General features: G+C 45.6%; 15 protein-coding genes. 9 read left to right on the forward strand and 6 right to left on the reverse strand.

Going from position 1 to position 18,856, the window contains the following annotated elements; genetic code table 11:
- Positions 1-195: 195 nt before the first annotated feature.
- On the reverse strand, positions 196-1,419 hold the full coding sequence (gene tyrS / locus VX730_00425; protein MEC9290847.1) for a tyrosine--tRNA ligase: 1,224 nt from the start codon (positions 1,417-1,419) through the stop codon (positions 196-198).
- Between the two features lie 101 nt (positions 1,420-1,520).
- On the opposite strand from tyrS, the gene VX730_00430 reads away from it, so the two are divergent.
- Both VX730_00430 and VX730_00435 read left to right on the forward strand, forming a co-directional pair.
- The gene (locus tag VX730_00430) at positions 1,521-2,591 is read left to right on the forward strand and encodes an anhydro-N-acetylmuramic acid kinase (GenBank protein MEC9290848.1); all 1,071 of its coding nucleotides are present in this window, start codon (positions 1,521-1,523) and stop codon (positions 2,589-2,591) included.
- A gap of 41 nt (positions 2,592-2,632) precedes the next feature.
- A complete protein-coding gene (locus tag VX730_00435) occupies positions 2,633-3,685 on the forward strand; it encodes a hypothetical protein (GenBank protein ID MEC9290849.1) in 1,053 nt (350 codons plus the stop codon).
- On the opposite strand, the gene VX730_00440 is transcribed toward VX730_00435, so the two are convergent.
- Entirely contained in the window at positions 3,637-4,296 is a 660-nt protein-coding gene (locus VX730_00440) for an alpha/beta hydrolase (GenBank protein MEC9290850.1), read from the reverse strand. The genes VX730_00435 and VX730_00440 overlap by 49 nt on opposite strands.
- 146 nt (positions 4,297-4,442) lie before the next feature.
- Between VX730_00440 and VX730_00445 the strand changes: the two genes are divergently transcribed.
- Together VX730_00445 and VX730_00450 are read left to right on the forward strand one after the other, a co-directional pair.
- Positions 4,443-5,561, forward strand: coding sequence for a cysteine desulfurase family protein (locus VX730_00445; GenBank protein MEC9290851.1), 1,119 nt, complete (start codon positions 4,443-4,445; stop codon positions 5,559-5,561).
- 181 nt (positions 5,562-5,742) lie between these two features.
- Positions 5,743-6,087, forward strand: coding sequence for a hypothetical protein (locus tag VX730_00450; GenBank protein MEC9290852.1), 345 nt, complete (start codon positions 5,743-5,745; stop codon positions 6,085-6,087).
- A gap of 51 nt (positions 6,088-6,138) precedes the next feature.
- On the opposite strand, the gene VX730_00455 is transcribed toward VX730_00450, so the two are convergent.
- The 3 genes from VX730_00455 to uvrA form a co-directional block, all read right to left on the reverse strand.
- Positions 6,139-6,960 carry an N-formylglutamate amidohydrolase gene (locus VX730_00455; GenBank protein ID MEC9290853.1) on the reverse strand — a complete coding sequence of 274 codons (822 nt, stop codon included), beginning with the start codon at positions 6,958-6,960 and terminating at the stop codon, positions 6,139-6,141.
- Between the two features lie 145 nt (positions 6,961-7,105).
- Positions 7,106-7,657, reverse strand: a complete 552-nt coding sequence (locus tag VX730_00460) for a hypothetical protein (GenBank protein MEC9290854.1) — start codon at positions 7,655-7,657, stop codon at positions 7,106-7,108.
- 76 nt (positions 7,658-7,733) lie between these two features.
- Positions 7,734-10,628, reverse strand: coding sequence for an excinuclease ABC subunit UvrA (gene uvrA, locus VX730_00465; GenBank protein MEC9290855.1), 2,895 nt, complete (start codon positions 10,626-10,628; stop codon positions 7,734-7,736).
- A gap of 149 nt (positions 10,629-10,777) precedes the next feature.
- Here uvrA and VX730_00470 point away from each other — a divergent pair, with 149 nt between their 5' ends.
- The 3 genes from VX730_00470 to VX730_00480 all read left to right on the forward strand — a co-directional run bounded on the left by VX730_00470 (position 10,778) and on the right by VX730_00480 (position 12,775).
- Positions 10,778-11,275: a single-stranded DNA-binding protein gene (locus VX730_00470; GenBank protein MEC9290856.1), complete on the forward strand. Its 498-nt coding sequence runs from the start codon at positions 10,778-10,780 to the stop codon at positions 11,273-11,275.
- 140 nt (positions 11,276-11,415) lie between these two features.
- Positions 11,416-12,186, forward strand: a complete 771-nt coding sequence (locus VX730_00475; protein MEC9290857.1) for a DUF502 domain-containing protein — start codon at positions 11,416-11,418, stop codon at positions 12,184-12,186.
- The gene (locus VX730_00480; protein ID MEC9290858.1) at positions 12,179-12,775 is read left to right on the forward strand and encodes a hypothetical protein; all 597 of its coding nucleotides are present in this window, start codon (positions 12,179-12,181) and stop codon (positions 12,773-12,775) included. Before VX730_00475 ends, VX730_00480 begins: the two co-directional genes overlap by 8 nt.
- On the opposite strand, the gene recG is transcribed toward VX730_00480, so the two are convergent.
- Complete coding sequence (gene recG, locus VX730_00485; GenBank protein ID MEC9290859.1) at positions 12,758-14,863, reverse strand: ATP-dependent DNA helicase RecG; 2,106 nt, start codon at positions 14,861-14,863, stop codon at positions 12,758-12,760. The genes VX730_00480 and recG overlap by 18 nt on opposite strands.
- Positions 14,864-15,051: 188 nt before the next feature.
- Here recG and VX730_00490 point away from each other — a divergent pair, with 188 nt between their 5' ends.
- Positions 15,052-15,309, forward strand: coding sequence for a succinate dehydrogenase assembly factor 2 (locus VX730_00490; GenBank protein ID MEC9290860.1), 258 nt, complete (start codon positions 15,052-15,054; stop codon positions 15,307-15,309).
- Positions 15,306-18,752, forward strand: a complete 3,447-nt coding sequence (gene mfd / locus VX730_00495) for a transcription-repair coupling factor (protein MEC9290861.1) — start codon at positions 15,306-15,308, stop codon at positions 18,750-18,752. Before VX730_00490 ends, mfd begins: the two co-directional genes overlap by 4 nt.
- Positions 18,753-18,856 lie beyond the last annotated feature (104 nt).

Raw genomic sequence — 18,856 nt, forward strand, 5'->3', positions numbered from 1 at the left:
GTATGAGGACTCTTTACGGTCCATTTTTGCAGGCAAAATCAAACATTTGCGCTGAAATAAATCTTTAAATCGAGGGCGATTGTATACGCGAACTGGCACATCTGCAACAACTTTTTTGGAAAAATAACTACTTTTTATAAAAAAAGAGGTTGCCGATTGGCAACCTCTTGAATTGTCGATGAAAGATGGTGTGTTTTATGACAGCGTAACGCGTGCCATTTTACGCTTACCAGCTTGAACCACAATAGCTTCTGATGCAGTGATGGTTGCCTGTGGGTCGCCCATCTTCTCTTGGTTAATTTTAACAGCGCCACCTTCGATGAGGCGTTTGGCTGCTTTGTTGCTTTCTGCAAACTCAAGAGAGACAAGAAGCTTCACAAGTCCAATTTCGCCACCTTCTGTTTGAACATCCTTTTCAGGGAGCTCATCCGGGATTGCGTTTTTAGAGAAACGTGTTTCGAAGTCTTCTTGGGCGGCTTTGGCAGCTGCTTCATCATGGTACATCTCTACAATCGTGCGACCGAGGAGCTTTTTAGCATCCATTGGGTGTGATGGCAGAGTGCTTACGTCAACGGCTGTAAGCAGGCGGAAGTATTTCTCCGTCAGCTCATCAGGAATCGACATGATTTTACCAAACATTTGGTTCGGCTCGTCTTGTAGGGCAATGTAGTTCCCCTTGGACTTGCTCATTTTGTCTTTGCCATCTGTTCCTTCAAGAAGAGGGAAGGTCATAACAATTTGCGGGCTCATATCACGAGACTGCATCAGTTGACGACCCATCAAGCAGTTAAAGGTTTGGTCTGTACCGCCAAGCTCAATGTCACATTCCATAGCAACACTGTCGTAACCCTGCATGATTGGGTAGAGCAGCTCGTGCATAGAGATGGGTGTACCTTCCGCAAGGCGTGTTGAAAAGTCTTCACGCTCAATAATGCGGGCAACAGTCACTTGAGCACACAGTTTGATGGTGTCAGCGAAGTCAAGCTTGCTGAGCCATGTTGTGTTGTTCAGGATCTCAAGTGTCGCCTCGTCTTTTTCAAGCACCTTGAACACCTGCGCCATGTAGGTTTCAGCGTTCTCGTTGATTTGTGCTTCTGTAAGCGGTGGGCGTGTTTTGTTACGGCCGCTTGGGTCACCAATCAGGGCTGTATATCCACCAATCAGGAACTGGACCTTATGGCCAAGCTCTTGGAACTGGCGCATTTTGCGCAGAATAACGCTGTGGCCAAGGTGAAGGTCAGGCGCTGTTGGGTCTGCACCAAGTTTGATTTTCAGAGGGCGATTATCGCGGATTGCTTCTTTCAGCTTAAGCAGAAGGCCGCCTTCTGGTTCAATCTTTTCAGTACCTTGTTGAAGGATGGCAAACTGGCGTTCAGCCTCTGCCACCACTTCTGGTGAGAATTTTTGTTGTTCAGACATACATCTGTATCCTTGTATTAAAAAACATTTAAGGTCAAACTATAGGGTATATATGGGTTTATTGTCCATCATTTCAAGAAGAAAAACAGAAGGGAAAGCGAATGCTTGCAATTGGTTTGATGAGTGGTACGTCACTAGATGGTGTGGATGCTGTACTTGTGGAAACAGATGGTGAGAAAAAGCATAAGTTTCTTGCGGGAATAACCCTTCCTTATGATGCTTCTTTTAGAAAGAGCCTCTTTGAACTCGCACAGCCAGAGAGCTTGGTGAACCCTTCAGATATTATGCGCCTTGAAAAAGAGCTGACAGAAAAGCACGCGGACGCTGTTGAGAACCTTTTAAAGGCATCAGGTGTGAATGGTGCTGAAGTGGAAATTGTTGGTTTTCATGGCCAGACGATTCGCCATATCCCAGAAGAACAACTCACTTGGCAAATGGGCAATGCAAACTTGCTTGCAGAGAAAACAGGGATTGCAGTGGTCTCTGATTTTCGTCGTCGTGACATGGCGTGTGGTGGGCAAGGGGCTCCGCTTGTGCCTCATTTCCATGAATCTGTTTTTTCTGAACTTGAAAAGCCAAGTGTGATTTTAAACATTGGCGGAGTTGCGAATATGACTCTCCTTAAAGAAGAGGGAGCAATTGCTGCTGATGTAGGGCCTGGTATTGGGCTTCTTGATGCGTGGGTCCAAAAGCATGCAGATGTGCCTTTTGATAAAGATGGAGAGATTGCTTCAAAAGGAGAAGTAGATACACAGTTTGTGCAATATGCAGTTGCGGCACCTTTCTTTGATGCGGCTTGGCCCAAGTCATTTGACCGTTATGCTTTTGAAAGTTGTGTGCCTCAGCACCTTGGGCTAGAAGACGGAGCGAGAACGTTATGTGCATTGACAGCCTCGGGTATTGCAAAGGCATTGGAGCAGCAGAATGTGACCTCTGGAACCATTTATGTACACGGTGGTGGCGGGTATCATCCAGTGATTCGCAGGGATATTGCAGAGAAGACAGGCCTTGATGTGGTTCTTTTGGATGAGATTGGGCATCAGACAAGCTTTCTTGAAGCCGAATGTTTTGCTTGGCTTGCGGCTAGGCGTTTGAAAAATATACCATTTACCAGTGAGAAGACCACGGGTTGTCAAAAGCAGAGTGTTGGGGGTATACTCACGACAGCTTAGCAATGGGATGCTAGGTGGGATAATGACTTAAAGGGACGGCCTTGACGTTACTTCTATGTATGGTGATTGGAGCGCTGAGCGCGTTTGCACTTCGCCGTAAATTAGGCTTACACCCTTTGGGCTTGTGGCCCGTTCTTGCTGGCGCACTCGGCGCAGCGATGCCTCATGTACAAGAGCTGTTGTTCCTTTTTAATGGAACATGGGGACTGAAGTTCCAGTACGGCCTCACATGGTCTATTTTTACTTTACCTGTTTTAACGGCAGTGCCAGCGTTCCTTGTTTTTAAATTTGCGAAGAACACAAAGAGTTGGTCATCTTATTATCCGTACTCGTTAGCAGCAGCTTATTTTGTATTACTATTTTCTTTCTTTACAGGGGCTGGGGTTCAACCATTTTGGCCAATTCCAGTACATGTATCTTTTAATGTGATTTTTGAGCTGGATTATGTCTTGCTTCTTATTGCTCTATTGTTCCTGCTTGCATGTTTCCTCTTTAATAATTATGCCCGTGATGCTGCTCGTGTAGGGCTTGTTGCTTGCGGTATTTATCTTGTTGTGGTGATGACGTTTAAGCATCAGGCGCATTCTTTTGCAGAAGATTACGCAGAGGCTTTCAAGCTTGATGTGGTTGAAGTCACAACGCTTGCTCAGCCAATTAATCCGCTCAACTGGCGTATTATTGTTGAGACAAAAGACGGTCGTTTGCATGACTCTATGATTAACCTGTTCCGTGAAGAGCAGCGTGAGGTGTATGACAACTCGACGCGTAGTGCACGTATTGACTCTCTCTTCATGCCAAAGCACTTGGCAATTTGGCGCATCTACCGCCGTTATGGCATGACAAATAGTAAGTTTCCACAAGTTGCGTTTGACTCTTTTGAGAGCCGTAACTTTAAATGGCTGGCACGCTTTGCTGTGTTTAAAACACTTGTGAAGTGGGAAGGTAAGCCTTGTGCAGAATTTAGAGACCTAAGATTTGAGGGCGCTCGTTCGAACGCCCTCGGAAGATTTATGCTCTGCAAAGAGAATAAAGAGTTTGTGCTTTATCAAGCAGACAAAGCAGGCTCATTCTCTAAGTTAGACATGATGTACTGAGTCAACTTCGCAGCAAGCTCTTCTTGCTGTTCTGTGTAGAAGTGATCCGCACCAGAAATTTTACTGTAGTGAATCTTCACATCTTTTTGACGTGCCGTTTTCTTCAGTAGAGTTTCAATGTCACCTGATGGAGTAATCTCATCATTGTCACCAACAATCACAAAACCGCTTGCTGGGCATGGTGATAGGAATGAGAAGTCGTACATGCCTGCTGGAGGAGATACCGCAAGAAAGCGGTGTACATCTGGGCGACGCATAAGAAGCTGAAGTGTAATCCAGCTCCCAAATGAGAAGCCTGCAATCCAGATACCAGATGTGCTTGGGTGCTGTGCATGTAGCCAGTCAAGTGCTGCAGCTGCATCGCTCAGTTCGCCAACGCCGTTATCGTACTCACCTTGAGAGTTACCCACGCCTCTAAAGTTAAAGCGTAGAACAGAGAAGCCGCACTTTGCAAAAGCTTCGTAAATACGGTACGTCACTTTTGTGTTCATTGTGCCGCCGTGTAGTGGGTGAGGGTGCATCACAACCGCGATTGGTGCACGTGGATCTTTGGCTTGGAAGTATTTGCCTTCAATGCGACCTGCTGGGCCATTGAATGTAATATCAGGCATGGGGTTCTCCTTTAACTTGTAAAAACTTGTGGGGTGAACATACCGAAAAATAAAGCAAAATGCAAATTTTTGTTGTAAGTATTTGATTTGTAATGAAAGTGAAATCTGCGCCTTGAATAAAAAGCAGAAATAAGTAAAGTAGATGCATGCTTTATTTTGATAACAATGCGACAACGCCGCTTTTGCCAGAGGTAAAGGCTGCGATCACCGAGATGCTTGATAATTTTGGCAATGCATCTTCTGTTCACCAAGTTGGCCAAGCGGCGCGTAGCCGTATGGATATTGCCCGCCGTCAAGTGGCGGAGCTTGTCGGCGTGCGTAGTGAGCAAGTGGTGTTTACTGGTGGTGGTACTGAGGCCAACAATATGGTCCTTAAAAGTGCGGCAAGAGACGGACGTCCGATCATTACTCAGAAGACAGAACATTCTTGTGTAATGAATTCTGCAAAAAGCATTGTTGAAGGTAACCATCCTGTAGTGTTTTTAGATGTAGATTCTAAAGGTCTAATTAGCCTTGAGGGTTTGGAGAGTGCACTTAAAATGCATCCAAATGCATTGGTGAGTTTAATGCATGCCAATAATGAAACAGGTGTAATGCAACCTCTTAAAGGAGCTTACGAGCTTTGTCAGAAACATGGTGCGCTTCTGCATAGTGATGCCATTCAAACAGGCGGTAAAATTCCACTGAGCTTAGATGTGGCAGATATTGTCACGTTATCATTCCATAAGCTTGGTGCACCAAAAGGTGTGGGCGCACTTGTCTTTAAAGCAGGTGTAGAGCTTGAGCCGCTTTTGCATGGTGGTCGCCAAGAGCGTGGTTACCGTAGTGGAACAGAAAATACCATTGGTATTGTGGCGGCAGGTGTTGCTTGCGAAAAAGCGAAAGAGCACTTTGGGCATTACCAAGAGCTTGGTGAAGCTAAGCTTAAGTTTGAAGAGAAGATGAAGTCACTGAGTGACAAGGTTAAAATTATGGGCGAGGGGGCTGAGAGGCTTCCAGTCACAAGCAGTATTGCGCTTAAGGGTATGTCAGCAGAAATGATGGTGATGCTGATGGATATGCAAGGTGTATGTATCTCTCAAGGATCAGCCTGTGCAAGTGGTCGCGTAGACCCGTCTCATGTGATTGAGGCGATGGGCTTCCCTGAGCTGGCACTGAGCACTGTGCGTATGGCAAGTGGTTGGCACAACACCCCGTCAGATTATGACACCCTTTATGAAACCTTTGAAAAGGTTCTCAAAAATACGAATTTTTTTGATAGCTAGTTTTTAAACTATCGGCACCCTTCATAAGAAGGTGTAAGGGAAATTCTTAAAATAAAGGGAAAAGCTGATGATTCTTACTCTATCTGCCGTGGGTTTAAGTTCAGCATTTGTATTGCTACTTCATAAACAATTGTGTTTGCAAGAATCACGTTCCTATAAATCCCGTAAGTAGTTTTATTTCATGAAACATATTCTCGTCTATACGGCGCTCTTTAGCGCATGCTTTGTGGGGACAGCATCAGCTGAAATTGTGAAGACGAAAGGAGTAGGTTACGCCTGCATGAAGATTGTGGACCTCGCTAAAGTCAAAAAGGCGCAGCGCCTAGGGCAGGGAAGTCAGGTTGGTCACTTTATGAAGAATGGTTGCTTTGCAACGTTACCGCGTTGGAAGTTGAAGAAGGTGAATGAGTGGGGCCTTGCGGTACAGGTAGAAGGGACACCAAAAGATTTTGGTTTCCAGAATACGCCGGGCATGGAAAAGATTAGTAAAATTAAAGTTTGGATGCACAAAGAGAATATTAGATAGTTTCTATCCAAGGAAAAAGCGCCCCTTAGGGCGCTTTTTAATATCATTAGTTTATCGTACGTGTTTCGCCACGTTGCCAATAAATGTGTTCAGATCTTTTTGAAGTTTATTGAAACCTTCATGTTTTTCAAAAGTGTCTTCACTCATGTAAAGCGCTTTTTTAATTTCAATCTGAAGGCTATGTACGCCGCGCTTAGGGTTACCGTACATACGTACAATTTCACCACCAAGGAAAGGATCGTTTACAGCAACTGTATAACCAAGATTCTCTAGTTCCTTTTTCACAAAGGCAGTAAATTCAGGGTCACATGTTTTTTGCTTGTTATCTGAAATGACAAAGTCAGCACGGGGTTCACCTGTTTCAGCATTTTTACTATACATTGCGTGCATGTTGAGATGGTAAACATTGCCGTTTTTCTTTTTCTTGAAAAGGTGCTCTTCAAGAGTCAGGTGGTACGGAATGTAGTAGCTCTCAATCATTTGGAGAATGTCATCTTCATCTAAATTCTTGTTGTGAATCTCTTCACCGTTCGGGCCAATACGCTTAATAAGACCACGGCCAAGCTCTACAGTTTGCTTTTCTGGGTGAATCTGCATAGACATCTCACCTTTAACAAGAGCTGGGTCTACATCTAGAACGTGACGGTTCATATCAATGTATGTACGTGGAATGAGCATAGAAATAAGGTCTGCGCCAAAGCTTGGTGCCTCGCCAACAAGTTCATCTACGTAGCAGTCTTCCCAACGGCGTAGCGTGAGATCATCCATTTTTGTACTAAAATCTGCTGGAAAGTTTCGGCCGCTGTGTGGGCTGTCGATTACCAATGGTGTGTCGTCATTCGACTCATAGACTGTTAAAACGTCTTCATACATTTTTATTATTCCCCCAAGTATTTGTGCCAGTTTAAACAGTTCATTGAATAATGTAAACGTGCACACCCGTTCATCTCTATAAATATTTATGGGGTCTGACAAAAAAGCAACCCCCACACATTTCTGTGCAGGGGTTGGTATCGGTTTATTCGGTGTTTTCTTCAGCAGGGGCATCATCGCCGCCAACGCCAGGGATCCAGTCCGTGGCTCGGTCCCAGCCGCGAGAAAACAGGCCAGGCTCTGTTTCGCCATTGGCTTCCGCCTCTGCCCGTTGACGGGCTTCTTCAGCTTCGGCTTCCGCCTCAGCTTGTGCAGTAGCAGCCTCCGCAGCTTCTTCTTCAGCTTGGATACGGGCTTTTTCAGCAGCTTTAGCAGCCTTTTCAGCTTCACGGATGGCGGCTTGCTCTTCTGTGCAGCCTACGCCTGTCCATTTGCAGCTGGTGCCTTTGGTTGCAGACCATGCCTTGCCTGGAGCGCTAATGACAGCATCCTTGGCATTACCAACAGCCTTGTAGGCACCCCAAGCATAACTGCCAATGAAGAGGGTGATAGATAGCAAAATGCCACCTATGACAAGGAAGGCAATTGCTTTACCGTAGCCAACAATGACATTGCACCAGCGCAGCACACGCTCGTGGAAATTAAGGCACCCAAGTTTTTGCCAGAAAGTTTTTGTTTCGGGTTCTTGATCGGCCATAATAGCCTCCTTCAGAATGAGGAACGGAAAAAAGGGTTTCGAGTTAGCTCATTTATAAGAAGGAATTGTATGCAGGTCAAGCAACCTTGTTGTTTTTTCCTGATTTTTTAGGTTTCAGCATTGGCGCAAGGAAACGAGCGGTGTGACTAGTTTTATGCTTAGCAACCTTTTCAGGTGTGCCTTCCGCCAGAATTGTTCCGCCAGCATCACCACCTTCAGGGCCCACGTCAATTACGTGGTCAGCCGTTTTGATGACATCAAGGTTGTGCTCAATAATCACCATACTGTTTCCTTCATCAACAAGGCGGTGCAGGACTTTGAGTAGAAGCTCAATATCTGCAAAGTGAAGACCTGTTGTTGGTTCATCTAGAATGTAAAGCGTTTGGCCTGTTGAACGCTTTGATAGCTCCTTAGAAAGCTTGATGCGTTGTGCTTCACCACCTGAAAGGGTTGTGGCGCTTTGGCCAAGCTGGATATAGCTGAGACCAACGTCCATCAGCGTTTGCAGCTTGGTACGAATGCTTGGCACGGCTTCAAAGAGCTCTAGGGCTTCTTCCACAGTCATATCAAGTACGTCAGCAATGGATTTATCTTTGTACTTAATTTCCAAAGTTTCTCGGTTGTAGCGCTTACCGTTACACACCTCACAAGGTACGTACACATCAGCAAGGAAGTGCATTTCCACCTTAATCATGCCGTCACCTTCACAAGCGGAGCAGCGTCCACCTTTCACGTTGAAGGAGAAGCGGCCTGATGTGTAGCCACGGCTCCCTGCTTCTGGTAGACCTGCATACCAATCACGAATAGGGGTCATAATCCCTGTGTATGTGGCTGGGTTAGAGCGTGGTGTACGACCAATTGGAGACTGGTCAATGTTCACGATCTTATCAATAAACTTCACACCATGAATTTTTTCATGAGCGGCAGGAATGGTTTTGGCTCTATTGAGGTCACGTGAAAGGGCGCTATGGAGCGTATCCATTACAAGTGTCGATTTACCTGAACCAGAAACACCTGTCACACATGTCATTTTACCAAGTGGGAAATTGACCGTGACATTTTTCAGGTTGTTACCTGTTGCACCTTTAATGATAAGTTCCTTGCCGTTACCCTCACGGCGTGTTTCAGGCACCATGATTTCACGTTTACCTGACAAGTATGCGCCGGTCACAGAGTTTTTGTCAGCGGCAAGTTCTGCTGCTGTCCCTTCTGAGATGACTTGGCCCCCATTACGACCTGCACCAGGACCAATATCAATCACATGGTCTGCCTCACGCATGGCATCCTCATCATGCTCAACAACGAGGATGGTGTTGTCCATATCTCTTAGGGCCTTCAGCGTTGTGAGAAGTTTCTCATTATCGCGCTGGTGCAGACCAATAGATGGCTCATCGAGTACGTAAAGCACGCCTGTTAGACCACTACCGACTTGTGAAGCAAGGCGAATACGTTGGCTTTCACCCCCTGACAGGGAGCCTGACTTACGATTAAGGGTTAAGTAACCCAAGCCAACATGTACAAGGAAGCCAAGGCGAGCTGTAATCTCACGCAGGATTGGTTCTGCAATGGTGAGCTTATTGCCTGAAAGTTTGTCGCCAAGGCTTGCAAACCATTCACTCGCTTCAAGAATGCTTACGTCTGTTGTATCTGAAATGTTCTTGCCTGCAATTTTAACGGCAAGAGCATCAGGATTGAGGCGTTGGCCTTCACAGCTTGGGCAAGGGGACGTTGTGCGGTACTGGTCAAGTAGGTCACGGTTACGACCTTGAGACTCTCTCCAACGGCGCTCAATGTTTGGAATTACACCTTCAAATGTTTTACGGGTTTGGAAGTTTCCTTTGCTGGCATTAAATGTGAATTGGATCGTATCATCATCTGAGCCATACAGGAGCATGTCCTGAATATCTTTAGGTAGTTTTTCAAATGCTGTATCGAGTGAGAAACCAAAGTGTTTAGATAGAGCTTCACCATAGTAAGCGACACCCCAACCATCTTTCCATGGGTGAATGGCACCTTCACGGATCGACTTGCTTGGATCACGCACAATAAGATCTGGTGAGAAGTGCACCACTTCACCAAGGCCGTCACAGGTGTTACAGGCACCATAAGGGCTGTTGAATGAGAACATGCGTGGCTCAATATCGGCAATCGTATGGCCACAGATGTTACAAGCGTGCTTTTCACTAAATTGTACAGGTTCAGGAAGGGACTTCTTGTCTTCCTCTTTTTTAGGAACAGGCTCTACAAGTACAATACCGCCGGTCAGCTTAAGAGAGGTTTCAATAGAGTCCGCAAGGCGGGTCTTGTTGTCTTCCTTAGCGACCATACGGTCAACAAGAACCTCTAATGTGTGCTTCTTGTTCTTGTCAAGCTCTGGCGTGTCATCCATGTCGTAGAGCTCACCATTCATACGGATGCGTGTGTAACCAGCTTTTTGCCAGCCTAGAATATCTTTTTTGTACTCACCTTTACGGCCACGAACGACTGGCGCGAAGATATGTAGGCGTGTGCCTTCTGGCCATGCAAGGATGGTATCGACCATTTGGCTAACCGTTTGTCCTGCAATTGGCACATCATGTGTTGGACAGTGCGGCGTACCACATTGTGCAAAGAGGAGACGAAGGTAGTCATAAATCTCAGTAATGGTACCCACAGTAGAGCGTGGGTTTTTGCTTGTCGTTTTCTGGTCAATGGCAATGGCAGGGGATAGGCCTTCAATACTATCCACATCTGGCTTGCTTGCCATATCAAGGAACTGACGGGCATAAGCACTCAAACTTTCAACATAACGGCGCTGGCCTTCTGCATAGATGGTATCAAATGCAAGAGACGATTTACCTGAGCCTGATAGGCCAGTAATAACTGTAAGGGTATGCTTAGGAATATCTAGAGAAACATTCTTCAGGTTATGTTGACGAGCACCTCTAATAGAGATGTGCGTTGTATTTGTAATTGGAGTACTTGTTTTCATGAGTGTTATCATAGAGTTTAGGCGTAAAAAATCAAGACATGTTTAGTACTATTTTTTATGTTTCTTTTACTATGTAGCTCTTGTCAAAAGGGGATAAAAACGGCATACTCAGCCTCACAAATTTTGAGATATTAAGAAAGATACACATTATGGCGAGCTTGAACAAAGTACAGATTATTGGAAACCTGGGTCGTGACCCTGAAATTCGTTACACACAGGATAACCGTCCTATTGCTAACGTAAGCGTCGCTACAACTGAAAGCTGGAAAGGCCAAGACGGTCAGAAGCAAGAGAAGACAGAATGGCACCGTGTTGTGGTATTCGGTAACCTTGCAGGTGTGATTGAGAAATACCTTAAAAAAGGTGACAGCGTTTACTTTGAAGGCAAACTGCAAACTCGTAAGTGGACTGGCCAAGACGGTAAAGACAACTACTCAACTGAAGTTGTGATTGATCGTGGCGGTAACATGGTGATGCTTGGTAGCCGTGGTGGTGCATCTATGGGTGACGCTGGTGGTTACGGTCAGAGCGCTCCAGTAGATAACTTTGACCAAACATCTCCTGCGGGTGGTGGTGCTCCAGCAGGTGGCGCAGGAACTGTTCCAGTTTCTTCTGAGCCTGCGTTTGACGATGAAATTCCATTCTAAGCCTTATTAAGCTAGAATAGGTCTTAAAGATGAAAAGGGTGTTTGCATTTGTAAACTGGGTTATGGAGATTCTCTCCAAAACGCATGAGACATCTACAGACACCCATCATCGTTCTCTCTAAAATAAAAAGGTAAAAATAATGGCTCCTAAAAAAGAATCTGATGTAAAAGCGCAAGCAGAGTTAGATCTTCCTGAGCCGGAAAAGAAATCTAAAAAGAAGCGTGGCCTTTTCGCTTTTCTGAGAGATAACTTCATTGCAGGTATTCTTCTTGTTCTACCTGTTCTTATTACATTTTATATTTTGACTTTTGTGATTGGGCTTGTTGAAAGCACTGTTACAGAGATTATTCCATTTGAAGAGCGTATTAATAAATATGTCCCTTATGATATGGGGAACATTGTTGAGCTGTTTATTGCACTCTCAGCGCTTATCTTTATTGGAATTATTGCGCGCCTGTATGTAGGTAAAAAGCTGCTTGGTTGGTGGGATGCACTGATGCTCTCTATTCCAGGTGTACGTGCAATTTACGGCGCAACAAAGCAAATTATTGAAACGGTTTCTGTGTCTAACTCATCATCTTTCCGTGATGTGGTGCTGGTTGAGTACCCGCGCAAAGGGCTTTACGCCATTGCTTTCGTAACGGGTGAAACAAGAGGTGAGGTGCAGAAGGTCACAGATGATACAATGGTTAATGTGTTCCTGCCAACAACACCAAATCCCACATCAGGCTTTCTGCTATTTGTTCCTAAAAAGGATATGATTAAGCTTCACATGACGGTAGACCAAGGTGTGAAGATGGTGATTAGTGGTGGTATTGTAACACCAAGTATGGCTGAAGGCCGTGCAGCTCTTAAGGTTGAAAAGACGCAACCCAAAGAAGGGAAGACTGTAGAGGCGGGAAGTGATTGAGCTTCTAACGTCTAAGTACGCCTTTGCTTTTCTTGCCTTTGCTTTTGTCCTTATCGGATATATTCCTTATGTGGTTTCAACTCTTAGAGGCATAACGCGCCCGCATATTCTGACATGGTCTCTTTGGGGACTCCTGAATGGGATTGGCTGTGCAGCGCAGCTAAGTGCTGGAGGCGGTCTGGGTAGTGTTGCTACGGGTGGATCATTTGCGTTTTGTGTGATTATTGCTGTTCTAGCTTACAGGCAAAACCTTGTGCGTATTACACAGGGGGATTGGATTCTCTTTGGGGCAGGCCTGCTGGCTGTGCCGCTTTGGTTTATGATTGAAAGCCCTATTCTTGCAGTGATTTGGATTTCTATTATCGATTTTGTAGCGTTTTTGCCAACGATTAGAAAAAGCTATCACCATCCAGTACAAGAGAAGGTGTTTGCGTTTAGCGTGAGTACTTTGAAGTTTATTGTGTCGCTGTTTGCGTTAGAGTCTTATAGCCTTGTCACGTACCTTTACCCAGCATCTTTGGTGGTTACCAATTCAAGCTTTATTGCCATGGTGCTATGGCGTAGACGCGTTTTAGCCAGAAGCCAGTAGCTTCATCGCATCCTGTTTTTCAAAGATATGCATGAGCCAGAAGAGGGCTTGAGATTCTTCATGGGATAGCCCTTTAGAGAGTGTTTCTCTGGCAGCGTCTCTTGCTTCGCTGACAAGCTCTTTATGGACACTAAAATCAGCAAGGCGCGTTACGCCAAACCCACTTTGTCTGGTTCCTAAAATTTCACCCGGGCCGCGCAGTTCTAAATCTTTTTCAGCAAGCACAAAGCCGTCTTCACTGTTGCGAAGTGTGTCGAGGCGTTCTTTAGCGTATTGGCTTGGTGGGTTTTTGTAGAGCAGGATACAGCTACTTTGCAAGCTGCCTCGGCCAATACGGCCACGGAGTTGGTGCAGCTGAGCAAGACCAAAGCGCTCTGCATGTTCAATTACCATAACGGTGGCATTGGGTACATCAACCCCAACTTCAATCACAGTCGTAGACACAAGCACCTTGGTATGGGCATCCTTAAATGTCTGCATGGCAAGGTCTTTTTGCTCGGCTTTCATTTTACCGTGAAGCAGGCCAACGTCATTGCCATAAAACTGTTGGAGGAGCTCTGCGCGCTCTTCTGCGGCAGCAAGGTCGCTCTTTTCGCTATCTTCAACCAGTGGGCAAACCCAGTAGGCTTGTTCACCTTTTTCAAGGACACGTGCAAGAGACTCAGCCACGTCGCCGAGCTTATCTAAAGGAAGGGCGCGGGTTGTGATAGGCGTACGTCCCGGAGGTTTTTCCGCAATGATAGAAATGTCCATATCCCCATAAGCTGTCATGGCGAGTGTGCGTGGAATAGGGGTTGCTGTCATCACCAATAGATCTGGCTGATATTCACCTTGCTGTAAATTCATACGCTGACGGACACCAAAGCGGTGCTGTTCATCAATAACAGCAAGTGAGAGATTATGAAACTCAACATCTTTTTGTAGAATGGCATGGGTACCAATCACAATATCAATAAAGCCACCCTTGAGGCGGGATTTCACAGAACGCTTTTCAGCAGCCTTTTGTTTGCCTACTAGAAGCTCAACAGTAATGCCGAGTGGCTCAAGCATCTTTTTAGCATTCTCATAGTGCTGAGTGGCAAGAATTTCAGTTGGTGCCAGTAGGGCGGCTTGATGGCCATTTTCTACGGCTTTGACCATAGCTGCAAAACCAACTACAGTTTTTCCGCTTCCTACATCCCCTTGCACAAGGCGAAGCATTGGCGTTTTTTGTTCCATGTCGTGGTGGATGTCTGCGACGGCTTTTTTCTGATCCCCTGTCATAGAGAAGGGTAGGCCGTGGTTATAACTTTGGGTGAGACCTGCTGGGGCTTTGTGCTCTATGCCGCCAAGTTGCTGGGTGTGTTTACGGGCTTCCGTTAGGGCGACTTGCCAGCAGTAAAACTCATCAAAGGCCAGCCTTGTGCGGGCTTTGCCATCTTTTGCAATGTCGTGCCCGTCTTCAGGGCTATGAATACTGTTCAGTGCTTCCATGAAGCTTGGGAGTTCATGTGTTTGGATTAAGTTTTTAGGCAGCCATTCTGGCAGAGGCGCATGGCTGATCTCGCTCATAGCCCAACTGATTGCCTTAGCAATTTGAAACTGATTAATACCAGCTGTAAGCGGGTATGTTGGATGGAGGCGAGCAACCTCATCTCTGTTTTCAGCTTTAGAAAGTGTTGGGTGTAAAAACTGCAAGTTGCCTTTTTGGTCAAATGAGGCTTCACCACTAAGAACAATTTCACTGCCTTCAGGGTATTGTTTGGCAAACCATCCACCAAAGTTAAAGAACACAAGGTCAGCGCTTGCTGTACCGTCACTCACTTGGATGCGGTAAGGCTGTCTGCCTTTTTGGAATGGGGCAATATGCTTCGTAACTGTTGCAGTCGCTGTCAGTTCCATCTCTGCGCTCGCCATAAATAAGGGCTGCAAATTGCGTCTATCAATTGTACCTGTTGGCATATGTAAGCAAAGGTCAATCAGGCGAGGGCCACAGAGTTTGTGCAGCTTTTTGATTTGGGCATCTTTGAATTCAGGAATCTTTTCATAAGGCGCAAATGGATCAAGAGCATCATGCCCAGCTTTCTGCTTTGATACATTTTGATTCATTTTACCTTGCAAGCTTCCTTTAAAAAATTGATTACCTAAAACCTACCCTATAACTCTACTATACGAAACTGCAAATTTCTGAAGTCAATAACTTCCGTTGCTCATGTATATTAAATACATTGCGCTACGGTTTATTTTCTCAGCCATTTTCGTTGTCGTATAGCGAATTATAAGGTAGGTTTATGTGCATGGATAGCGCAAAAAGACAACTTCTCATCAAAGAAATTAAATTCCGTGGCCGTCGTGGTATGAAGGAACTTGATCTGTGGATCGGTGATTATATTACTGGCCATGTGGAAGCTTTGGCTGATGATGAGCTCGAGCCTTTGCGTGACCTTCTTCTGGTTCCTGAGCAAATTCTATGGGGCTGGCTTGAGCGTGGTGAAGCGGACGCACCTTTCAATACGTCTGCATTCACAAAGCTGTATGAATCACGTCGCTCATGAGTGAGCTTCTCAGTAACATTCCAAAAGTTTACGGCATAGAAAACGGTAATTTGCCTTATTGGGCATACCGTGAATGGCTTAAGGGTAAGGGCTCTCTCCTTGTTATTGCACCTGACCACGGAGCCATGCAAAAGTGTGTCGATGAGCTTAAGTTTTTGCTGCCGCGTGTGCCTGTTATGCCTTTCCCTGCTTGGGATGTGCAGCCTTACGACCGTTTAAACCCTGATGCGACCATTCAGGCTCAGCGTATGGCTGTGCTTTCTACGATTAAGGAAGATGGTCGCCATCTTATTATTACAACACCAGCAGCTTTAATGGTGAAAGTGCCTCCATTAAAGAAGGTGGCGCAGTCCGTTAAGTTAAGTGTTGGTGATACAGTTGATCGTGAAAAGTTTTTAACCTCTCTTGCGGAGTTTGGTTACCTGCGTGTAGGCACTGTTATGGAGCCGGGAGAGTTTTCTGTGCGAGGTGCATTGATTGATGTCTTTCCACCGACAGAAGAGCGTCCATTTAGGCTCGACTTTTTTGATGATGAACTGGATGGCATTAAGGTGTTTGAGCCGTCTTCACAGCGTAGTGAAGAGAGCATGGAATCTGTGCGTGTTTCACCTGCCAGTGAGGTACCGCTTTCTGAAGAGGCCATCAAGAATTTTAGAGAAGGATACCGAGGCCTGTTTCCAGATGGGGCGCAGGATGAAGTATATGAATCTCTCTCAAATGGTCGACGTCATGGTATGGCAAGTCATTATTTGAGTTTGTTTTATAATAATGATTTAAGTAGTTTTATTAATGTTTTGGGTTCTGGTTTTTCTGTTCTGTGTTCTTCTGGTGTAGAAGGGCATGTTGATGGGAAATGGAACACTGTTGAAGATGCTTTTAAAGCGCGCGCCGAGTTTATGGCCGTATATAAAAAGTCATTTTCTGAGGACCCGTATAGGCCAGTTGCCCCTGAAGATTTGTATGTAGATCCTGAGAGCTTTTTTGGTGCGCTTCAAGCAGCTGGTACACAGCTTCTTGTGCAGCTTGATGATGGAGATGCGAAGGCGCTTCCATTTAAGTCGGTCTCACTTGTTAAAGATGCAAAGTCTCTCAATAAATCTTCAGCAGATTTAGCTGTTGATATGTTGACCAATGCCATCTCAGAAGGATGGCAAGTTCTGCTCACAGCATTTTTACCGTCGTCACTTGTCCAGTTAACTAGGGCGCTAGAGCAGCACGGTTTTGCTGGAGCGACAAGTATTGAGTCATTTGATGAGTGGCAAAAGAGTAAGAAAAAATCCTCTGCACTGGTCAGTCCACTCGCGTGGGGTGTGGTTGATAAGAAGAAAAAGCTTCTGATTCTCACGGAACAAGATGTGTTTGGTGAAAAAGTAAACCGTGCAGTCACCCGTAAAAAGAAAGGCGGCGAAGACGCCTTTACCCACTTTAGTGAGCTAAATGTTGGAGATTACGTCGTCCACCAAGAACACGGTATTGGTAAATTTACGGGCATGCAAACCCTGAAGGTTGATGGTGCTGAACAGGACTTCCTTCTGCTTGAATATGATGGCAATGATAAACTGTATGTACCAGTATTTGCACTGAACCAACTGAGCCGTTTTGCCCATTCTGAGGCAGATGGCACAAGGCTTGATAAACTGGGTGGTGCAGCATGGCAGGCCCGTAAGGCGAAAGTGAAAGAAGACCTTCTCGCTATGGCTGGTGAACTTCTTAAGATTGCCGCACAGCGTGAAGTGCGTCTAGGCCACCAATACACACGTCACGATGGCTTATATGATGAATTTTCTATGGGCTTCCCATACACACCAACAGATGAACAGCAAACAGCAATTACAGATGTTGAAAGCGATATGACAGGCCCACGTGCCATGGACCGTGTGGTTGTGGGTGATGTTGGTTTTGGTAAAACAGAAGTGGCGATGCGTGCTGCTTTCCTTGCGGCTTCTGATGGCCGTCAGGTGGCTGTGGTCGTGCCAACAACACTGCTTGCACGTCAACACTATCAAAACTTTAAGAGCCGCTTTGCACAGTTCCCTATTAATGTGGCGATGGTGAGCCGTCTCGTTCAGCCAAAGCTTCGTAAAAAAGCACTTGAAGGTCTTGAGAAGGGGCAGGTGGACGTGGTGATTGGTACCCATGCTCTACTTGGTAAAACTGTTAAGTTTAAAGATATTGGCCTCGTGATTGTGGATGAAGAACACCACTTTGGTGTACGCCACAAAGAGCGCCTGAAGCAGATGAAAGAAAATGTGGATGTGCTGACCCTTACGGCTACGCCAATTCCACGTACCATGCAAATGGCGCTTGGTGGACTGCGTGATCTGTCGCTTATTACTTCGCCTCCGGTGGACCGTCTTGCGGTCCGTACTTATGTGATGAAGCTAGACTCAAAAGTGATTCGTGAGGCGATTCTTCGTGAGATTCACCGTGATGGTCAGGTGTTTGTTGTGACACCTTACGTAGATGATATTCCAAAACTCTCAGAGCGTATCAGTGCGCTTGTGCCAGAAGCATCTATCCGTATTGCGCACGGTCAAATGAGCCGCGATGAAATGGAAGATGTAATGGTTGAGTTCTATGAGGGTAAATTTAATGTCCTCATTTCTACAACAATTGTGGAATCTGGTATTGATGTACCAAATGCAAACACGCTGATTGTAAACCGTGCAGATCGCTTTGGTTTGGCTCAGCTTCACCAGCTGCGTGGCCGCGTGGGTCGAGGTAATGCGCGTGCTTACTGTTACTTGCTTCTACCTGAACGCGGTGCTGTAACCGATAATGCTGAGAAGCGCCTCAAGATTATGCAGAAGCTTGATAAGCTTGGGGCAGGGTTTACGCTTGCAAGTTATGACCTTGATATTCGTGGGGCAGGGAATCTGCTTGGAACACAACAAAGTGGTCATATCCGTGAAGTTGGGTTTGAGCTTTATAACCAAATGCTTCAGGAAGCCATTGCAGAGGCGCAGGCTGGTAAAGGCGATAAAAAGGCTATTGAAGAGATATGGGAACCATCTTTGGAACTGGGTCTATCTTTCTTGATTCCAGAATCTTACGTGAAAGATTTTCATGCAAGGCTTGGCTTGTACCGTAGACTTTCTAAGTTGAAGACCGAAGATGATATTCAGAACATGCAAGATGAGCTATTGGACCGCTTTGGTGAACCGCCTGAAGAAGTGACAGCTCTCTTTGATGTGGTGCGCACAAAGAACCGTTTGAAGCTTCTTAATATTGATCGTCTGCAAGTGGGTGATAAAGGCGCTGTGATTAAGTTCCATAAGCAAACCTTTAGAAAAGCTGAGCAACTCTTACATTATGTGCTGCAAAATGCCGGCATTATGAGTGTGAAGCCTGACCAGAGCTTGGTAGTGCATCGTGCATTTCCGAAAGGCGGAGCGCGTATTAAAGTAATCGATAATATTCTTTCTAAGCTAGAGTCTCTTTAAGCGACTTTTTGCTTTTACGTCTGCTCAAGTACGCAGATGTACTCAGCGCATCCTTAAAAGACAAAAATTCATCTCAAAGTGCACTTTATTTGCACTTTATGAAG

Source organism: Pseudomonadota bacterium, from assembly GCA_036141575.1.
Classification (GTDB): Bacteria; Pseudomonadota; Alphaproteobacteria; order UBA2136; family JAPKEQ01; genus JAPKEQ01.